The sequence below is a fragment of the Ktedonobacter robiniae genome (assembly GCF_016587375.1).
In the GTDB taxonomy this organism is placed as follows: Bacteria; Chloroflexota; Ktedonobacteria; order Ktedonobacterales; family Ktedonobacteraceae; genus Ktedonobacter; species Ktedonobacter robiniae.
In genome coordinates, this window is record NZ_BNJG01000002.1 from 431,592 (window position 1) to 451,868 (window position 20,277).

The following is a 20,277-nucleotide window of genomic DNA, read 5'->3' on the forward strand; positions in this document are numbered from 1 at the left end:
AAATGTTCTACTCCTTGTGAAGCCCCTGAGATGGCGGCGCTTCCTCCCCTGGTTGAAACGCAGGAGTTCCGCGCCGCCTGTATCATGAACACAGCTCTCGGTGGAGAGATCCCCTGGTCAAAGGCAGTGACGGAAACGGGCGCGAAACTGCGTGAGGTAGAGCGATGGGGAATCATGCACACCCAGATCAGGTGCCATCCCTCGGAACCCGGCCCGTCTCAGCGCGAAGTAGTAGTTCTGCGCCGTTTTGGTGTCGACCCATCCAGAGGTCGGAAGGACATCGAGTTTCGCGACCGCCAGCCCGGCAAGCAGGGAACTCTTGACCTGGTATGGGTTGCGTAGCCCACCCCCTTCCCCCGTTTGTATGAGCAAATCGAGCAGTGACCCACTCGCAAACACTCGCAGTTCTCGCATCGGTGCTGGAGAGGTCAGTTCATCTCCCCGAGGAGCAAGGATATCCTGGTGTGCGCGTATCCGAGCCGAGAGGGGCTCTGACACCTCTGGGGAGAGAGCCGACGGAAGCCGAAGGAGAATCGTCCCGGCGCGAAGGCGTTGCACATCGAGTCCTCTGAGCAAATCGCCTGTCCCAAGGAGCAGGGTGCCCTCCTCATACACGCCATCTGGCAGCATCTCCCCTGCTCGCATCTCGCTGCGCACGATGTCTCCCCGAAAGCCAGACACCAACAGTTCCGCCACAAGGTGCTCACCATGCGTCCCCTGCCCCGGAAGCGTGCAGAGCATCAGAGATACGGGATGCGGTCGCGTGGCGAGCAGGAGACGAAGAAACGTACTGACGAAATCATCGGGTCCTACTGCCACCGCAAGCCGTTCACGGCAGAGATCGCGACCAACGCGTGTGAGGATCCATTCGAGATTCAGGAGGACCGCGGCACTGGTGGTGGCGTCCGTGGTGGTAAGGCATGGACGACGACCGGCACACGACACCTGGTGCTCTCGAATCATTTGCCCACCTCTGGTCTGCAAGGCGAGGGGCACTGAAAGGGAGACGCTTCTAGCACCGCAGGCCTGAGCGAGGGCCACAGCTTTGCAGGCCTGCTCAGTCACCTTCTGCTGCCGCTGTTCATCACTGTGGGTATCCTCTAAGGGCAAAAGAAAGGTTCCCACCCGTCCGAGCTGCGTCGTGACGATCTGCGTCAGTATGGGGCGTCCCTGATGCCAGGTCTGTAGGAGCGAAGCTTCCTCCTTTTGAAGGGGAGGAAGACACGTGAGCACAGCGGCATCGAGCGGGGCTTCACTTTTGGTGAGCACCTGCTCAAGAAGCAGATGGGAGGATGGCAATCCCTGCTGCTCATCATGCACGGGTGAGGACGGTGCTTGCGCGTGCACAGGAGAAGAAAACGTAGTACGAGTCATAGCGATGTTCTTTCTCTTTATAGACAACGTGACGGCGTGTTGTCATGGATGAACGAATCATAGAGTGAATGAGGCCAATACAAGAGCGCATAGTACGGATGCACACCAGCTTTAGAGAGGTGTCTCGGAGACAAGCGCCGTACATGCGCTCGATTCGTGCTCCTGAGAGCCGGTTCCTCCGGCAAGAGATGCATTGCTCTGCGTTACAAGGCCCGAGAGATCCTTGAGCGTCTGAAGGATCATGAGCGGCTTTCCCCAGCGGGTGTACTCCGTTTCCATATACTCCACCAGGTGGCAGAGTTCTGCACTAACCAGAGGGTGCACCAACCGGATCTGCGACACCAGTTCTCCGTGTGCACGCTCAGGAGCGATACCGTCCTGTGGAAAGAGGGGAAGCAGGAGCGAGGCAAGCTCGTGAGCGGCACTGTAGGAGACATCAACGTCAGGTGAAGACAAACGCGTCAGAAGGGCAAACGGGTATATGTGTGGGAAAGGAAGGATGGTGAACGCGCGCAGGCGCTCTGCGAGCGTCGCATGCCACTGTAACGCATCGAGCACGCACATGCCAAAGCGTCCGAGTGCGACCACATGTATGCCATCCAGGTGAAGGGTGGTATCGCATAAGATCGCCACGTCTTCAACCCAGGCGGGAATAGTGTAGGCAGATTGTTCCGCTGGTTTGGAAGAAAACCCATGTCCAAGGAGATCCGGCGCCACAACGTAGTAGTGGCGAGCAAGTGATGCCATGTACGGCGTAAACACCGCGCTACTTTGCCACTCGCCGTGAAGCAAGAGCAACGGTGGGTTTTGAGGGGTGCCTGCGAACCGGCACCATAGCCTCCGTCCAATTGGATAAAGGGAAAGATGCTGATCAGAGCAAAGGGAAATGGATGTTGCCATCGTGAAAAGTCCTCCATTTTACCAAAATTTTGTAATTTGCCTGGACATACTGTTGTACTGTAGACATACTGAAAGCGCTCAGCCTTTGTCATGAGAAGCAGTCCTGGATAGATTCCTGGCGCACAGTTATCATCACCATCACCAGTGTAGATCCAGGGATGTTTCGGTCCATGTCGCGAGGTACGTGACAAGTGTACCTGGAAACAAGGAGACAAGGGAAGATCTAAACCACCCAATAGTGCGCGAAGTTCTTCCCAATTCCGGGCAAAGTACTATGTATATAGGAAAACCAACAGCCGTGAGATCATTCAGACGTATGATTGCTTTCCGCCTTGTGCCCCTCCTGGCGATGGTGCAGCACATATCCATGCCCTTTAACCACAGCTAATTTCAGAAACGGTGGGAGTTTCTGCTTGAGTTTGGACACGTGCTTTTGGAGCGTTACAATCTCTGGTGCATCACAGTGATCGGCATCAAGGCCAAAAGCACAGGCAGCCAGGTCACCAAAGGAAAGAACTTGCTCAGGATGGGATAAAAATGCCGCCAGCAGGCGACATTGTATGGGAGTACAATGCAGTTGAAAGCCCTCGGTCAACTGTTTCCGCTGAAAAATGTAGATAAAACGCTCGTGAAAAATCAGCGCCTTATAAGACAAGAACGAAATAAGTACCGGAGCGTGACCTGAAGTTCCACCCTGCTCCTGTGGCAAAGATGGTAGGCCTGTAGGCGACATATCATCCTCAAGAAAGATCATTGCCTTCCTCTCTATCTATTCTTGGTAAGAGAATTGAAGATGGCGGGCCAGAATCGTACTTGTGCCGTCACCTGCAATGTGAAGATAACGACGCTGAGAAAATTGAAGAGGCATACCACCCTCTCTCTTGGCAACATGTTCATCAAAAGTATGTCTCTTTTTTGCTTGATTGCACAGATACAACACCGATACGTTACCGATACAATGCCTGTACCACATCTATACAACATCTCTGCAGCACGTAGGGTCCTTATTTCTAGTAAAAAAGACTTGTGAAAATACACAAGACATGTTATGATCTTTGAGCCGTAGATGCATTATGCATCTTTTTTAAGAGATAATACATACATTGTAAAACAATGTCTTCTCTTCTCTATATGTTTTCACTTGCTTTACCGATGGAGAGACCAAAGTAGATGACGACGAAAAAAGCCGCGAATACTTTGTTGAAGCAAGCGCGCCAGGAACGAGGATGGACCCAACGCCACCTGGCTTTTGAGCTCCATGTTGAGGAGCAAACAGTGAGGTCCTGGGAGCGGGGTATACGTTCCCCGTCGTTAGAGATACGCCCTCGACTGTGTGAAGTATTAGGCAAATCATCAGAGCAATTAGGATTGCAAGCTGCTGAGGCAAATGGGATACACAATGAGAAGGCTCAGGTAGATATGTTTCCTTCGGACCCTGTGTTCCTCACAGATATCTCTCACCAGGAAATTCAACACGCAGGGAATGTCGTTCTGGCAATGCCATCGCTGCCACGAGATGGCGTCGTGCTGAGAGGGGACAAGAATCGCCAACGGATGCTCAAACGAGTACAGATGCGCTGGATTACCGATGGGCTAGAGCATTCTCTCTATCAGAAGGCCCTCATTTTGCTGTCCTTGCGAGAGGAACCAGAGGTCGTTGAGAATCCCTGGCGGAACGTGGCGCAGGAATCGGCACAGCGACCAGGAAACCTCCTCCCTGTTGGAAGTCATATCAGCCAGGTCTATGATGACGCTGATGGAGAACTCCTTATTTTGGGAGAGCCAGGTGCAGGCAAAACTACATTATTATTAGCGCTTACGCGCACGCTTCTAGCGCGAGCCAAGCGCGATGAGCAACACCCCATACCAGTCGTGTTTAATCTATCGGAATGGTTGGAAAAGCGGCAGCCGTTACAGGATTGGCTTGTGGAGGAGCTTCATGCCAAGTACCAGGTTCCAACCAAACTTGCCCTGGCATGGATGGAGACAGAGCAGATCGTCTTGCTGCTCGACGGACTAGACGAGATAGCTTCCGAGTATCGCACCGCATGTATCGAGGAAATCAATACCTATCGGCGAAATCGTGGGTTGGTACCCGTTGTCGTTTGTAGTCGGTCTGCTGATTATTTGTCGCAGCCAGCTCGTCTCTTGCTCAATCGAGCCATTGCCGTTCAACCACTGACCACGCACCAGGTCAATGAGTATATCACTCACGTTGGCCCAGACCTGGCAGCGCTGCAACTGGCACTCCAGCATGACCCAGCCTTGCAAGAAATGGCCTCAACACCATTGATGCTCAATACATTGATGGCTGCCTATCAAGGGGTGTCAAATGACGAAATTCTCGCCGTTGGATCCCCCCAGATACGCCGTGACCTTCTCTTCGCAAAATATGTTGAGCGGGTCCTCCTGCGACGAGGCCCCAAACATGGGTATACGCTTGAGCAGACGAAGCACTGGTTAGCGTGGCTCGCCCAACAACTGACCCAACACAAGCAAACGGAGTTTTATATTGAGCATATGCAACCTGATTGGCTTGAGAGTCATGTGCGTCGCTCATATCGAAATGCCATCATTCGGATCATTTTCGGGCTCAATTTACTGCTGAATGCAGCCTTCTTTGGCGCCTTTATGAGTGACTCCGTTCCAGACCCATCAGGATTATCCTTCTATCTGAATGGGAAAGGGTGGGGAGTACATATCCTGGGATGGATGGCACCAGGATTGGGAGGTGGACTACGCGGTGGAGGAAGTCTCGAGATTATCGCCTTTATTGTCGATGTGATTGCCGCGCTCATTGTGGGACGAAGTGGACTGCCCTCCATTACCCTTCAGTTCCTTCCACGCGTCGCACTCAGCGGTCTCCGCAGTGGTCTTCTCTTTGGCTGCATTATCGCCCTTTTTACTGCGGTGCTCTTTGGAATTACAGAAGGGGTGGCGACGGGAATATACCGCGCTCTCGGGACTGGCGTCTTTGAAGGATTGCTTGTTGGTTTGATGACCGGGCTGATCGCTGGCCTGAGCTATGAGCGGGGTAATGCTTCAAAAGAGCAGAAGAAGCAAAAGTTGCTTCAGGGACGCAGTCTCGTTGATCGCCTCGTGAATTTTGTCATCTTTGGTCTGTGTTCAGGAATTGGGACAACGAGTGCCTACGCTCTTTTCGCCGGGGGCTACGTGATCGAGGCCCTGGTCTATGGGCTCGTTGTCAGCGTTGCCTGTGGCATACTCTTTGGCCTGGGGAACGGCACGGAGCTCGTGCCAGACCTTGGCCTGACCATCAAGCCTGCCGAGAGTGTAGCATGGTCCTGGGCGAACGTGACCCAACACCTTGCCTCCAATGTGAAAAAAGGGTTGCCCATGGCAGGGACCATTCTCATCCTGATGGTCGTGGTCCTTGGATGCGCAGGCCAGGTTTACTATGGCGCAGGTTACGCCTGGCGTTATGGATTGGTCTATGGCTCGATCATCGGCATCGCCACTGGCGTGGCAGCCATCCTGACGGGTGTGCTCAATAGCGGGTGGTCGAGCAATATGATAGCTGAGAATCAGCGCCTCCTACCAAATGAAGGTATTCAGAACTCGCTCAAACATGCCTTTTTTGCCGCTGGCCTTTTTGGCATCATTGGCGCCATCGCGTGTGGCCTCACCAGTGGGCTGTCCTTTCGCTTGGCAGGCGTCCCAGGATGGTCGATTCTTCTGGTAGGGATGACGCTGGCCTTTGGCGCTATCTTTGCTTTCCGGTTTTGGACAGCCTATGGTGGCAATGCGTTCGTTGAGCATTATATCCTTCGCTGGTATCTTTGGCGTGCTGGCTCGATCCCCTGGAAATATGTTTGCTTCCTTGATGATGCGGTGGAACATACATTCATGCGCAAAATCGGCGGAGGGTACATGTTCTCGCATCGCTTGCTCCTGGAGTATTTCGCCAGCTTATCAAACCAAACAGAAGAGACCCAGAGAATTTGAGAGGAACGCGCCACCGTGCCCTCCAGGAGGATTCATCCCTATGGCTAAAGCCAAGAGGCATTCTGGCGCAAATACTAGAATAAGAGTAAAGAAGAAACCATGCACACCTTACAACGAACCCACGCTCTTGTCATCGGAGGCGGTATCGCAGGTCTTTTAGCGGCGCGCGTCCTCATCAAACATTTTCAGCACGTCACCCTTGTGGAACGAGATCATTACCCACAGGAACCGATCTTTCGTCCGGGAGTTCCGCAGGGTCGGCAGGTTCACACGCTGTTGCTACGAGGGCAACTGGCCCTTGAAACCCTTTTTCCTGGATTGGGAAAGAAGTTGCTTGCACATGGGGCCATCGCACACGATTATGGCAACGAAAGCCTGTACTACTACGGTGGTCGTTGCCCCCACATTCCCTCTACCTTACTCCAGGGATGGACCAGTTCACGCTTACTGCTGGAGTGGCAAATTCGCCAGGAACTTTTGGGCTACCATAGCCTGTGCTTTAAGGAAGGCCATGAAGTGGTTGGTTTGGTCGCGTCTGCTGAGAAGAAACAGGTGACCGGTGTGTGCATCCGAGAACGCACGCATACTCCCCCGGAGAAGAGAGAAATCAGCCAGATCACGGCGGACCTTGTGGTAGACGCCAGTGGTTCCTCATCTCTCGCACCGCGGTGGCTGGAAGAACTGGGCTATGAGGCACCCAAAGAAACCGTCGTCGATACGTTAGTTGGGTACGCAACACGGTTCTATACGCCTCCTGCACAGCGGAATGACTGGAAACTCATTGCCATCCAGGGAACCCAGCAAAGTCAACGCGGTGGCGTGTTAATGGCGATCGAGGGAAACCGCCGGATGGTGGTTCTTGCGGGAACGAAGAAAGATTACCCCTCAACCAGGGAGGAAGAATTCCTCACATTCGCGCGTAGTCTTCCTGACCCAACGCTCTACGAGACAATAAAGGAGGCCACTCCCATCTCGCCAATTTACGGGTATCGACGCACCGCAAATCGCATTCGACATTTTGAGCAATTACAGCGGTACCCGGAACAGTTTCTCGTTCTCGGCGATGCGGCCTGCTGCTTTAATCCAATCTACGGACAAGGCATGACAGTTGCGGCCTTAGAAGCGCTCATGCTCGATGTCTGCTTGGGCGAAGCCAGGAGACAGCAAGGGTTCGCTCATCGTTTTCAGAGAAAAGTGGCCCATGCTATTGCCACGCCATGGCAATTAGCGACCGCCGCAGCCCTCCCGGGGACCAAAGAGAGCCTGACAGGAAGAGTATCTCGCTGGTATCTGGAGCACTTGATCTCACTGCTGCCGACAGACCAGGCCATATGGCTAACCTTTCTGGAGGTGATCCACATGCTTCGCTCTCCGCTCTCCCTCATGCACCCAAGGATAGTGGCAAAAGTCTTGACCTCTCAAAAGCGTGTTTCGTCACCGGAGAGTGTAACGTAATTGTGCCGGTGCGTGTGATGCGTGGACAGGGGTCACGTCCCCAGTTTCAATACTTTTTTGCACATTCGTAGAGTTACCTCTTGAGGAGCAAGGAAAGCATGATAGAGACGGGAGGCAGTCATCGCTCAAACGAGGCGATTACACCAGCCCAAAGAGGCGGTACATGAGGAGCGTCACGCTGACGGCCAGGATGGTTCCGGCCAGAGCCTGGAACCATGTATGCGCGTGCAGCCGCCAGCGTGCCCAGCCAACAAGCACTACCAGCGGTGACAGGAACAAGCAGAGCGGCCCCCAGAGCAGGCAGCAGACCGTCACCGCGCCTGCTATCCCGACCAGATGCAAGCTGATTTTCCAGTACTGGGTGATAACCGCAGCAACGGCGACTGCGACCAGCGTAGCAGTCACCGTTGCAAGAAGGGGTAACGATGCATGCAAGAACAGCAGCAAGACGAAAGCAAGCACCATACACGCCAGGCCAAAGAGGAGTGGAACCCGGCGTTGCTCGCGTTTGCTGACATGGTGATCGCTATAGCGTCCTCGACGCACCCCTTGCCAGATGAAGAGGAGCGGAGCGAGAGAAATGCCGAGTACGGCAATACCCCACCAGAGGAGCGCGTGGAGGACATCCGGTGCCGTTGCAAGAGCGACAAGAAGAAAGGTGGGCAGGGCAACAAGAAGCGGGTTCGCCACTTCAGAAATGACCTTTGCTCCCCATTTTCCCGGCCCGATAGGGAGGGGAGTGGGTTCCGAACGAGGATATTTTTCTTCAAGGAGTGTGGATCTCTTTTTCATACGTGCCTTCAACGAAAAACGGTGGTCTCCTCGTGGATGCAGGTGCATGCCATCCAAACTGCCGTCGTGTCAGACCAGTTAGGAGGAGACAACCTTGTATACAAGCAGTCTAGCAGAGAACAGCAGGGAAGGGAAGCACAAGCGTGCAGAAGTAGGAGAGAAAGGCCCTTCAAAAAGGACGGCAAGCAGAGTGCAAAAATCACCTTAAAGGAGGAGGCAATAATGGGAAGAGCAGTTGGTACAAAGGCAAAAGATTGAGGAGTTTATTTTAACCTTACCTTCTAAGGAACTTTGCATTTGAGTTTGCTAATTAAAGTCGCATTGGTGCTTTTAATTATACATACATAGCACAGCAGTTTCAAGGAATGTTTCTTGATAGAAGATATATTGCTAGTAAATATACTTAGCAGAATCTCGTTCATGATCAAGTGAATGTATCCAATTAACTGGTAAAGTACCCGGCAAAACCATACCCTTACCAACAGCATGCCTCTCACTCTCCAGAAGAGATGAGAGAGACACGTGCATATACAGATGTTCCTCACAGCACTACCACATTCCTCCAGGCGTCTTTATTCGAGCAAGGTATTCTACAAATAGTGGAATACAAAATTTTGGTAAATTCGCATCCCAAAAGGACCGGAAGCAGCGTGCAGCCTTCGTTCACGCCCATGCTCACAGGGTTTGCAATAAGGAAGCCCCGTGTCTTAAGACCTGAAAGGATACCATGGATGATCGAAAGTTCGCACCCTGCTCTCCCCTTTCCAAGGTATTGATGGAAAACGCCGGCTGTGGAGTGGCTTCTCCAGACAATCGCACCGAGGTCGCTCACCCTTTGCGTTCCTTGAGCACATTTCATAAAAAAGATAGCTTTTGCGTTCTGCCTTATGCACCGGGCCGACGCGAGGTTCCAGCACCCCATACTTCCACCACTTGCCCGTTTTCGACACGAAAGATCTCCAAAATGGTTGGCAAGGGCTGTCCAGGGGCCGTTGAGATGCCTTGAATAGTGACACGAAGAGCAGCTTTATTGTCTTCAACAAGCACATCTTCGACGATAAAGCGCTTCTCAGGAAAGGTCGTAAAGGCGCTCGCCACAGCCTTTTTGACGCTCTTAATGCCAGTCTCTCCTGCCGCATGTCGAATAATGTGTGGAACAAAGACTTCCTCCAATGCCGCGACGTTTCTGCTATTAATGGCTTCATAGGCACGATGGGTAAAGCCAACGCAATCCTGTTGCCCCATAGTTTCTCGTGCTTCATCTGAGTTTGTATTCCTTGCCCATCTCAGCAAGGAGAGCACATGGAGCAACAAGATCATCGCTGTTTATCTGGACTGTCGCTACCTTATGGGCCCCCCCTCATCGGAGCTCCTCCGTTTGACATCATAGCCACAGAGCAGGAAAGCTCGTGCGACCATGCTCGTTTCTGTTGGGAATCTGAACGTGCCGAGATCATGATCCGTCCTCTGAGCTAATGGTCCCAATCGAATATCAAGAACTCCATGGTAAAAATCCGGCCACTCTTCGCTCGCAACACAGGTGATCTCATACACTTGGCAGTCATCCCTATCTTCATCTATTTTCCCGGCCCTCTGACCGACGAGGAATTTCACCACTTTGTGCCGACCTGGTTCCGCTTCTGGCGCTTCGAAGAAGATGTCGAACCGGTTGACCCACAACGCTTTGCGGCCAGGAATGAAGGGGAACATGTCGCGGCTGAGCCGGATACCGAGATGCTTTGGCGCTTTTTCACGATTAAAGCTGCCCTGGAAGCGGTGCCAGGCATCCGGGAACTCGTGCCTGATGTCGAAGTACCGCACACCCGCGCCGGGAAGATGCCGCTGGGCGACCTCGTTGGCAGCCCGGCGCAAGACTTCCCCGCCCTCGCGCGCTGTGTAGTTCAAATGCAGAATCACGTCGGTCACGCTGTCGATATCGAACTGGTTGTTCTCCTGCGGAAGCTCGACGCGCCAGCGACTGGCCGCGCCCATGAACTCGAATGGCAAGTAGCGCTCGTCGCGGAAGTTGAGTTCGAACAGGCCCGAGTCGTTCTGCCCTCCCGATGTCGCGATAGCCTCTGTGGCGGCATACTGGGTAACAATGCGCGGGTCATCGTACACTGGTCGGTAGCCGTTATCCTCCTCATCGTTATCGCAGCACTCGATGAGCGGATCGCGTAGGCGTGGATGCACCCGCGTCATGCTGCGCAGCAGGGTCAGGCGGCAATGCACGCCGGTGTAGGGGCCAACGACGCAAGGAATGGTCAGCGATACATTTCTGATGCGGCGCATGTAATGGCCGGGATAGTCGAGATCGAACATCCATTCGGGGATTTCGATCTCACAGCAGCCAGTTTCCTTGAGGAGCAGGAACTCACGTGGGAAATGCAGGCGCAGAGAGAAATGCTTGGCTAGTTCGTACTCGCGAAGATTTTCATCGAGGTAAGCCTTCTCCATCTGGCGCAGCGCGAGCTGCAGCCGTTCGCCTGCGAGCAGCCCCTCGTGCAAGTTATCCCATATTTGGGTGGGCAGAAAGTGGCGCGTAGTATGACCGCGTTCGTCGTTGAACGCTCGCTGGGCCTGTTGGGCAGCACAGAGCGCCAGATCGTACATGCGGCTATACAGCATGGCGGTATCCTGTTGCAGGAACAGGTAGAGCGCGTGGTTCGTGAACTTATCGCGCAGGAAATCCAGCACTTCCGCCGCGTGCTCCATTTGCAGCCGATGGTTATTGAGTTCGCGCAGCGCGGCATCCCGCCGCCGCTCGGCGGCAAGGATCTGGCGCGTTACCTGTTCGATCTCGATGGTGAGAACCTGGACCTGGAAGTGCCATTCCTGCTCGCGCCGGTCCCAGCCTGCTTGTGTCAGGTCAAGCGATGCTGTTGTGCTGGCGATCTCAGCCGCAACGTTCAATATTCTCGCAGCAGTTGCTAAGACTCCGGCCAGCTTGCTTCCGATGGGCATCTGATGGTAATTTAGCGGAGTGCCGCCGAAGCCAGCTGCGCCTAACCACCAATCTGGGGCGCCGCCCATGCTCTGAGCAATCATCTCAGAGGTGCCAGCCGCCGCCCGTGCGGCTAGAGAGACCTCTGTGAAGGTTTTGTATTGTGCCTCGTTGCTGATCAACCTGTTCTGGATGAGGCCAGTGTAGTAGTTCAGCCGCGCCTGCGTTTCCTCCAACGTTTTCTGCACCGCCTGCACCTGCCAGTCGGCCTCTCGCCACTGGTACTGGCGAACTTCCAGAGTCAGGTCCAGCAGTTGACGCTCGTGGAGGGCGCGCAGCGAAGTCAGGTACTCGGCATCGCCCTTCTCGAACGCGGCAAGCAGGGCGGCCCCGAACTCTCGCACCTGGTTGGCGATCTCCTGTGCCTTCTGGATGAGGAACGCGAAGCGATAGGGGCTGTGGGGGCAGCATTGCTCGCCCCCGAGAGCGCACATCTCGCTCTCGGTCATTGTCTGCCAACCATTGCGCAGTGGATCATTCCCCCAGTAAGGCATATCGCGGCTGGGGCGTCCATTGCGCAGCCTGCGCTCATCGAGGCACCTATGAATCAGGGCAAGCCGGTCGTCTATCTGCTCATAGAGATCGAGGAGGCGGGGATTGAGAGGAGCGCACGCCGGGACGAAAGTGAGAACGACCTGGGGCTCCTGCCCTTCCTTTCCATTGCTGGCCTGCATATCTCTGACGGAGCGAGGACGTTTCCCCAGGATGCTCTCGGCGGTGTCAAAGATCACCCGCGCCTGCTGAAACGCCTCCGGCGAGTTATGGCGCACCAAGGCATCACCCCATTGCAGCAAGGTTTCCAGGTAGTGCAGGGTGATGGAGCGGTTACGCGCCACCTCGTCTGAGACCGCGACGCTCGAACAGCAGGGCATGCCTCTGGTACCATGCGCATCCCCTTGTCCGGGTTCTGGATTGACGATCGATCGTCCGGGAGTGCCCTCGATACTGCCAGTACCACCAGCTGTTTGTCTACCATTGTCGCTCGCTCCGTCCATCGGCCTCTCGGCAGAGTTTCCGTCTGTACTGGCTGCGCGTGCACGAGATTTCTTCCTGGGCTTTGGCGCTGGCACACTTTCCCTGTTTTTCTGAGCGCGAGCGGATTCCCCGGTTCTGCTTGAGCCTTCTGCCAACAAGTTCCTCGCTTCGACAACGGCTCCTGTGACAGGTGTTATCGGCTCCTCGATAGAGACTCCAACCGGGCTTCCTGCGACACCTCCTGTCGTGACCGTTTGCTCCTGGGGACACCATGAGCAGTCTTCGCTGAGAGGATTGAAGGCCAGCGCATACCATTTCAGCGCCTCCTCAAAGCGGCAGTGCGTGCAGAGTGTACGGGCAACAACCAGGGACGGGCCAAAGAGAGAGCGCGGCATGACCGGCGCACCCGGCTCGAAGTAGGCAAAGTACGGATAAGCCGCCAGTCCACCCGGATAGGAATGAGATGCTGGCGGTGGCACGACTACCAGCGGCAGCGTCACAGCAGTATCGGTTGCCAGGTCGTAACGGAAGCCGGGTGGTTCAGGATCAGTGTAGCCTTCAGGCGCGAGTCCACCAACTACTTTGAAGGTGAGCGAGTCGCCAGCCCTCCCCAGTAATTCAAGCTGGGGCGTGGACTGAGCATCTACCTGTATGCCCTCATCAGACCGGCGCGGTTGCTGGAACTCGCCATTGTGAACGCGGCACCACGCCAGGTGAACCATTGGCTGGTCATCCCAATGGAGCAGCTGCGGTAGAGCGTCCGCGTTTTGCCAGTCCCAGGCAGCGTCCTGTGTTTGCGCTGCGTAGGAGCGCGAGTCGAGCAGCCAGAAGTAATACTCATCGACAACGGTGGGGTGTACTTTGCCGCATTCGCAGCAGCATCCTGCCTCGTCATCCCTGTGATGAGGAGTGAACGCCGTCGAAGCTGGCGGCTCAGCAGCGGCGGCCACGCGCAGGAAACGTACATTTAGCCTGATAGCTGCCTCTAACCATAATGGCAGCTTCTGCGAGGCACCAGGTTGTGGTGGTGGAGTAGACGCTGCCAGGATAACCGGTCCGTCGGGATTCCCATTGTCTTGTTGAGGAGTTTCTTGCGGCACCGCCGAGAGCCACGATAGGCGTGCATCACGCTCCGGCATACCGAGCAGGTCAAGCCCCTCCGGCTGCTGTGGCTGGGCAAATTCTCGTATGTGTGAGGGATCGTGTCTCTGGAGCAGCGCAAGCCCGGCGTGCGTCGGCGTGAGTTGCCCTGGCCAGTATTCCATGCCGCCCGGCCTGGGCATGGTCAGGATGGCGCGCTGGAGTTCGGCTTCGAGGAAGCGAAAAGCTTCCGTGCGTTTCGCCTTCTCCAGTTCATCCCAGTCGATCCAGTTCTCACGATAGAGCTCGCGGCGCTTCCAGGCTTCCCATATGCGGAACGTGGCAAAGCAGCTCTCCCAGAGCTGGATGAACTCCGGTGACACGGTAAAACCGGCTTCGAGGCCGAGGCGGCAGCGCTGGATATAGGTCTGCACCGCGCTGATCGCCTCTTCGATGCGCGCTGTCCGCTCGCAGAGACCGGCTGCGACATCCAGCAGCAGCAGCGCGCTCAGGTCGTCCGCCTCTTGCGCATGGCCGCCCCAGGGCAGCGGCACGCGGTTCATGCCACACAGGTAGGCCAATAGCGCTCGCCGGGCGCGTTCCCGCAGCTCATCATTGAGCCGCATGACATCCTTGTAGCGGCGCGGTCTGCCATTTTCGATGGAGCCATCGCGCACAAAGCGCGTGAGGTTATCGTTTCCAGACCGCGTTTCTCCGGACAGCACGGCATTTGGGCCATCGGAGGCCCATAGGTCGGGACGTGCCATCTGAACATCCTTCGCCGCGAAGTTGGACAGCAGGTTTCGAAGCCACTTTTCGGCCCGCCAGGCGCGGACAGCCCATCGCTCGTCTTCTAGATCATCACTGCTGACGTTGTAGCCCTGATAGTAGCGGGTTGCCAGGTTAGCGTGGTCAAGCTCGACACCCACATGACGGAGCAACTGGGCCGGGTTATCCGGCTGCTTCTCAGCCGCTTCGTCGAAGAGCAGCCAGAGAGGATGCTCGCGCACGCGTTGCGTTTCCTTGCGCACCTGGACATAGTCGAAGATGCGCTCCCACCAGTCAAAGAGCGCCTGCTGCCGCTTGACCGAGGGTTTCACGCGCTGGTCCTCTGCTGACGATGGCGCGTGATAATTGTCGAGCAGGGGCAGGAAATTGAAGTCGAAGTAGGCATGATGCGTACCGAAGCTGGAATTCTGCCCCTGTCGATAGTACGATGTTCCCTCGAACAGGTCGGGATGAGCCAGCATGTAGCCGATCTCGGATTGCCCATACTCGGTGATGGGTCTGGCAGAGAGGCTAAAGCGGTGCGCGAAGAGCAGCGCCTTGAAGGCGCGTTGATACGTCCGCCGCATGTCGCGTAGCGTGCTGGTAAAATGCAGATTCAGGAACGCACTGGCCGCACCGCCCCTTTCAATTCCGGCCCCCAGTGTTTCATCTTGCTCATCACGGTACAGCCGCTCAAGAGGAATGGCGACGAGGTGATTCTCACTGTCCGGTCCGCGGTATTTCACCTGGAAGCCAGTATGCTGAGGACAGGTCTCCTCGTGGGTGAAGGCCGCTTCCGGTTGAGCGAGCTCGACGGTGATACGATAGGCCCCGCGCTTGAGCAGGAGTGGCTCGGCATGTGCGGCCGGTGCCTGTGTGTTGGACCAGTGATGGCCCAGAACGAACCAGGTTTTCTGCCCCTGTTTGAGCGTGACGCGCCACCTGCGCTGTTCAGCTGCCTCAAAATTGGGCCTCTCCCCGTCGGGGGTCGGCGCGCCGGCGTAAAATTCATACATGCCTTTGTGTTCGATGAGCAGGATGCCCTGCCAGCGCACGCCGAAGCCTTGCGGCCCACCGAGCGGCTCTCCATTGCGCCCTTTCATGGCAAAACCGTTGCGGACACCAGCAAATCGTGCCTGGGCAGGCGAGAGATTCACGTTCATCGATGGCAGGACGGTTGGTACGGGAATGTTCCAGCGATTCTTTTCATGTCCGAAGGCGCTCACTGGCCCTCGCACCTCGCGCCAGGTAAGGTTGCCGCCCTCGGGTATAAACTCACCGAGCAGCCCGGTGCCCGTCAGCCCAAGCAGAGCCGCGAAGGCGCCGCCATTGGGTTGCGGCTGCCAGGCGACGGCTGGCACCTGCCCACCATCTGTCTCCCAGGGGCTTTTTGCGCGATTCTCATCGGCAAAGAGGTGTTGCAGCAAACGCCAGGCGAGTTTGACGCCATCGGGCTGCTCCTGGCCGGTCGCGGCGGCCACATGATGCGCCAGGTGTTCGGCGATGACGCGGCTGCGAGCGTGACAGCGAGCGAATGCACGCCGGAAGTAGGCCCAGCGCTTCTCCTCCTCATCTTCCTGGATGAGGTGCTCCACCGCCGCGCCGAAGTCGGAGAAGATGAACGCGAACGCGGCGAGGTCAACACGAGGCGCAAAGTACAGGTTCTGTACCGCGTCCTGTTCCTCCTGGTTCAGTTCCCGGATATGGCTCAGCTTCTCAAACATCTCCTCGTCCGTCAGCGGCAAGCGAATCCAGAGTTCTTGCGTACTCGTATCGTAGCGGAATGGGCTATCCGGCGTGTTCCACATAGCGGGGTTTGTGCTGGCGGCAGTAAGAGGAACCCGGTACTGTCGAGGCTTCGTATCCACGTGGTTGCCGCAGGCCGAGAGAACACCGGGGAAGAAGTGCTCGCCGATTGAAAGCAGAGGGTCCGCGCTGGCTATCTGCTCATAGCCGAACTCATGGCGCAGGGAAGACTCAATGTGCCGCCATGTCCATCTCTCTGCTTCTTCTTCCGAGATGCGAACATTCAGCAGCTTGCGCCGTAATGCCCAGAGCGAAAAACCTTCCTCATCGTCATCGTCTGGAAAAGCGAGGGGGAAATCAAGCCCCTCGTTATCGTCCGGCAAGGGAAATGGATCATCGCCATCCAGGTGATTGCCCGCCGTAAACAGGAAGAGAATCTCGCCGACGCTAAAATCGGACGCATAGATCTTTGAGAGGACTTCGGCAAAGCGCAGGGTGTGGGTGGGCAGCGCGTGCCAGGTATTGGCGGACCGGCTGGGATCGAAGCCCGCCAGCAAGGAAAGCGGGTCAAGATTCTCTGCCAGCAGCTTGATGAAGTGGGGCGGGCGACTGCCGCACTGATGCCGCATGCGTGCGTAATGCTGGACGCGATCAAGAAGATGCTGCACGGCCCACGCCCACTTGCTGGCGCTCGCGCCAACCCACAGCGCCAGCAGGTGCGTTCGCTCCACCCCGGTCTGTCCTGTCGCGGCCTGGTGGTTGGTGTTGTCTCCGAGCCTGAGTCCAAGGTGGTCGCGCAGGATCTGGAATGCCGCGAGCTGGCGGATGAAGTCGGGATTGATTGAGTCGCCATCGAACAGCTTCAGAACGCTGCACATGTCGCACAATTGGGTGAACGAATATCTCGCATTCTTTACGTGCTGGAGCTTGCGCCAGAGGCGGATAAAGACGGCCAGATGCTTGAGCGCCTCGCTAGCTGCCTCGGGATTCTCAAACTCAATCACGCACTTGTCCAGGCAGCACGGCTCACAGTCGGGGAAAGCGCCATCTTTGCCGGCGCAGCGGAATTGCACGAAGTTCGACTTCCACAGTTCGAGGAAATCGCAATACGAGAGGCCCGTTCGCTTCAGGAATTCGGGCACCTGGACGACAATTTGCGTCCAGGGGACGTTGGTATTTCCCACTAATACCGTCTCCGAGTCGAAGCCGTAGACCTGCCAGAGCAGGAGCCGGCTGCCTGCCGGAGCCGTGACGATGTCCTGCGTGAAGAGCAAGTCATATTCTTCTGGAGTGATGCCCAGGTATTCTCTGGCAATCTCGATACGGACCGGGTAGCGCCAGAGATGCCGCTGGAAATCGCCCGGCTCGCCGGCGGGATCGAGGACAAACTCGGTGATGTCTTTACGGAATCTCCGCATCACGGCGTAGCGGCTCGTCTCCAATTGTCGCAGGTAAGAGCGCGAGATGTCCAGCGGTTGCGAGTAGGGCAGCAATGGCGATGAGAAGTCGCTTTCCAGCCTGTCATACGCGCCCGGCTGGGCTACCGGCGTGGCTGGAGAGGAGTACTGTGGCGCGGTCTCAAACAGCGTTGCCGGGTTGTGGCAGGATTCGACGTGCTTATTGTGCCTGTGTGAGTTGTGTTTATCGTGCGTATCGTCCTCATCCGCGCAGAGTGTATGCTCGTCAAGCATATCGCAGGCAGTGTTGTAGACGACGCCAGCAGGCGGACTTGATAACGGAACCTGAGCGGCGACGGCTTCAAGGCACTCGTTCACGATGTCGATGAGCGGCAAGGGTGTCTCAAGGTTGGCCTCAGTTACCTGAAGCGAACCCAGGTTGCCGCGCCGCTGTGCGATCATGTCTTCCAACGTCTGCTCAACATCTTCAGGCAATGGATTCTCACAGGTGGAGGCTGTGGAGACCCGCAGCAGGTCGTGCAGATAAGCCACCGGGCCGAGCGGCGAAAGGTACAGTGGTGGTACGCAGTTCACCAGGCAGCCATCAGGGTTGATCGGCTGGAACCCTTGCCCTCCCTGCTCGTCCGGCTGCTTTGCGGCCTGCGCATTTTGATACATCTGGGGAGCGTAGCCGTAGGCTACCGTGCCCGTCAGCGCTTCCTGGAAATCAGCCTGTGTCAGATCCTGTACGCTCTGCACGCTGGTGAACCCACGAGCGTAAAGGGCCTCCATGACGGAGAAGCGCAGGTCGGGCGCACCAGGCTGGCTGGCCTCTGGGATGCCACTCGCCGTCAGGATAGAGAGGGCATTGATCGTTTCAAGTACCTGCGTCATCCATGCTTTAGCCGCCTCATCATGCTGGAAGGTGGCATCGAGCGCATTCTGAAATGCTGGCTGCGATGGGAAGCTCTGCCCAAATGTAAGAGGGCCATAGAAGCTGATAAAGGTGAGAATGGGATCTCCATTGTGCAGGGAGAACGTTGGAGGACTACCCAGCGCAAGAGGAGGTGGACCTGCAGACCCGTAAGAGACGGTGAAGAAATTTTGTAACTGACGGACAAAAGCCTTTGCGCGGTCTGTGGTAGAACCCGTAGCGATGAAAGGCGGTAAGAGATTGGGATTGTTGTTGAAAAAGGTTACCCAGGTATCAGCCGATACATTGACCAGCGCGCCGACCGAGTCGACGCCAAGTGAGTTCGGGCCAGCCGGACTTTGCTTGATAGCGTCAATCAACAGCTGGAAACCGCCGGTAACTGCGCACAGGACCAGGTCCAGGTATCCACGTTTGTAGGTTGTCACAGCAGTTTGCCAGAAGGGGTCGATGGTTGTATCGTCGCCGGTAATGGCAAGCCACGCTCCCACTAGCGCTTGCAGGTCGGCATTGATTGGACTTGATGGGTCTGTTTTGCTGACTACGCCTAGCGCGTTCAACTGGCGCACCGCCTGTTCGGGTGTGATCGTAGGTGCATTGGGATCCTGGGGATTGGGGGGGGAACAGGGGCGCTGATGATACCTGTATCGATGGCATGATGCAGTTTGGGCAGAATCTGCTGCTCGCTTGCCAGGCACGCCATCTGGTACTGTTGTTGGGGTGTGACCTGGGACGGCAAACCGAGGCCAAGCGCGTAGAAGTACTCGGCGGGAACGGCAAAACTGGGATTCATCGGAGCGTTCCCATTTGTCAACAGAACAGTGGCTTCACTGATTCCTGCCGGAGGGGCTTTGCCGGGATCGACGATGATGGGAAACTGGAAGTGCACGCTGGTCGCCTGCAGACTAAGCTCAGAACAGGCGATGGCTGCCGAGAGCGTGTAGACGAAACCAGCTAATCGATCTGCTTGTGCGTTAGCCGTGGCATAGTAACCCTGGAGATTCCCCTCGAACTGCTGGCGGTCTCCCTCATTCTGGTTAGGGGTGGTTCCAGACAGCAAAACTCCGTTGTTAGGAGGGTCGGTATAAAGATTTTCGATCGGGTCGGGCGGAGTCGGAAGCGGCTTCTGCTGGCTCCATATAATTTCATAAGCAATATTGCGGCACTGGGCGGCGGATAATTTCCCCAGGTTCGGCTGAGGTCCGCTCGGGTCAACATTCAACGTGCTCTGTACCGCGCTCAGCAACGACGCGAACGGAGGAGGTGTGCCATCGCTCGGCAGAGTGAAGGAAACAGTACTGGCGGTCACCGGTGGTGCCGGTAGCGAGAAGTAGAGGCTGGGCTGGAGTGAGGACCATTGGCTGGGGTCTGGTGCCGGGCCAGGGGTAAGCGCAACGCTGTAGTAATCACCACTAACAGGGATCGCCACGGAGTTCACGCCACTGCCCCAGGTCGCAACCAGCCTCAGATTCTCGAATGTCGTCTGACCGACTGCGGGTGACGGTATTTCGATGACTGCAGTTGCCACGGATTCATACTGATAGTAGGCGTCATCCGTTTGCAAAGGGTTATTTGGATCAGGCCCGACAGGGATCAGATCCACCTGCTGCGCAATCCTGGCGTTCCCATAATTGGGAGATGCGGGTACATCGCCTGGATTATAGGGAACGGGGTCTGGAGGCTCTGGTCCTGCAATCGGCGTGACGTAGGCTGCCGTTCCCACGCTTTGCCCGCTTGTCGGACTATTGAACGACAAGTCGTAAGCCGTGATTTGCAAGCCGCCCTGATAGCTCAGGTAGTTGGTAAAAGTTGCCGCGTTCACCGGAGACTGCGGAACAATGCGGATGACGATTAAATTTGACATCTGTTTCTCCTTTCAGCTACCAGGA

At 56.1% G+C, this 20,277-nt stretch carries 9 protein-coding genes; 2 read left to right on the plus strand and 7 right to left on the minus strand.

Annotation, left to right across the window (positions count from 1 at the left end; translation table 11 throughout):
• Positions 1 to 117: 117 nt before the first annotated feature.
• The 3 genes from JMJ04_RS22495 to JMJ04_RS22505 form a co-directional block, all read right to left on the minus strand.
• Positions 118 to 1,374 (minus strand): thioester reductase, encoded by a 1,257-nt coding sequence (locus tag JMJ04_RS22495; protein ID WP_201372710.1) that lies wholly within the window; start codon positions 1,372 to 1,374, stop codon positions 118 to 120.
• A 111-nt stretch (positions 1,375 to 1,485) separates the two neighbouring features.
• Entirely contained in the window at positions 1,486 to 2,274 is a 789-nt protein-coding gene (locus JMJ04_RS22500) for an alpha/beta fold hydrolase (protein ID WP_201372711.1), read from the minus strand.
• A gap of 304 nt (positions 2,275 to 2,578) precedes the next feature.
• Positions 2,579 to 3,028 (minus strand): helix-turn-helix domain-containing protein, encoded by a 450-nt coding sequence (locus JMJ04_RS22505; RefSeq protein WP_201372712.1) that lies wholly within the window; start codon positions 3,026 to 3,028, stop codon positions 2,579 to 2,581.
• A 416-nt stretch (positions 3,029 to 3,444) separates the two neighbouring features.
• On the opposite strand from JMJ04_RS22505, the gene JMJ04_RS22510 reads away from it, so the two are divergent.
• Together JMJ04_RS22510 and JMJ04_RS22515 are read left to right on the plus strand one after the other, a co-directional pair.
• The gene (locus tag JMJ04_RS22510) at positions 3,445 to 6,240 is read left to right on the plus strand and encodes an NACHT domain-containing protein (RefSeq protein WP_201372713.1); all 2,796 of its coding nucleotides are present in this window, start codon (positions 3,445 to 3,447) and stop codon (positions 6,238 to 6,240) included.
• 99 nt (positions 6,241 to 6,339) lie between these two features.
• On the plus strand, positions 6,340 to 7,695 hold the full coding sequence (locus JMJ04_RS22515; protein ID WP_201372714.1) for an NAD(P)/FAD-dependent oxidoreductase: 1,356 nt from the start codon (positions 6,340 to 6,342) through the stop codon (positions 7,693 to 7,695).
• Between the two features lie 138 nt (positions 7,696 to 7,833).
• Here JMJ04_RS22515 and JMJ04_RS22520 read toward each other — a convergent pair whose 3' ends face one another.
• The 4 genes from JMJ04_RS22520 to JMJ04_RS22535 form a co-directional block, all read right to left on the minus strand.
• Complete coding sequence (locus JMJ04_RS22520) at positions 7,834 to 8,487, minus strand: hypothetical protein (protein WP_201372715.1); 654 nt, start codon at positions 8,485 to 8,487, stop codon at positions 7,834 to 7,836.
• A gap of 885 nt (positions 8,488 to 9,372) precedes the next feature.
• Entirely contained in the window at positions 9,373 to 9,732 is a 360-nt protein-coding gene (locus JMJ04_RS22525) for an ester cyclase (RefSeq protein WP_201372716.1), read from the minus strand.
• A 96-nt stretch (positions 9,733 to 9,828) separates the two neighbouring features.
• Positions 9,829 to 18,948, minus strand: coding sequence for a Tc toxin subunit A-related protein (locus tag JMJ04_RS22530; RefSeq protein ID WP_201372717.1), 9,120 nt, complete (start codon positions 18,946 to 18,948; stop codon positions 9,829 to 9,831).
• Entirely contained in the window at positions 18,945 to 20,252 is a 1,308-nt protein-coding gene (locus JMJ04_RS22535) for a hypothetical protein (protein WP_201372718.1), read from the minus strand. The genes JMJ04_RS22530 and JMJ04_RS22535 overlap by 4 nt, the downstream gene beginning before the upstream one ends.
• Positions 20,253 to 20,277: the final 25 nt, after the last annotated feature.

Excerpts from the sequence above, each read along its gene's own strand:
- JMJ04_RS22535 (WP_201372718.1), bottom strand. The coding sequence starts at position 20,252 with ATGTCAAATTTAATCGTCATCCGCATTGTTCCGCAGTCTCCGGTGAAC.
- JMJ04_RS22510 (WP_201372713.1), top strand. The coding sequence starts at position 3,445 with ATGACGACGAAAAAAGCCGCGAATACTTTGTTGAAGCAAGCGCGCCAG.
- JMJ04_RS22500 (WP_201372711.1), bottom strand. The coding sequence starts at position 2,274 with ATGGCAACATCCATTTCCCTTTGCTCTGATCAGCATCTTTCCCTTTAT.
- JMJ04_RS22515 (WP_201372714.1), top strand. The coding sequence starts at position 6,340 with ATGCACACCTTACAACGAACCCACGCTCTTGTCATCGGAGGCGGTATC.
- JMJ04_RS22505 (WP_201372712.1), bottom strand. The coding sequence starts at position 3,028 with ATGATCTTTCTTGAGGATGATATGTCGCCTACAGGCCTACCATCTTTG.
- JMJ04_RS22525 (WP_201372716.1), bottom strand. The coding sequence starts at position 9,732 with ATGGGGCAACAGGATTGCGTTGGCTTTACCCATCGTGCCTATGAAGCC.
- JMJ04_RS22520 (WP_201372715.1), bottom strand. The coding sequence starts at position 8,487 with ATGAAAAAGAGATCCACACTCCTTGAAGAAAAATATCCTCGTTCGGAA.
- JMJ04_RS22495 (WP_201372710.1), bottom strand. The coding sequence starts at position 1,374 with ATGACTCGTACTACGTTTTCTTCTCCTGTGCACGCGCAAGCACCGTCC.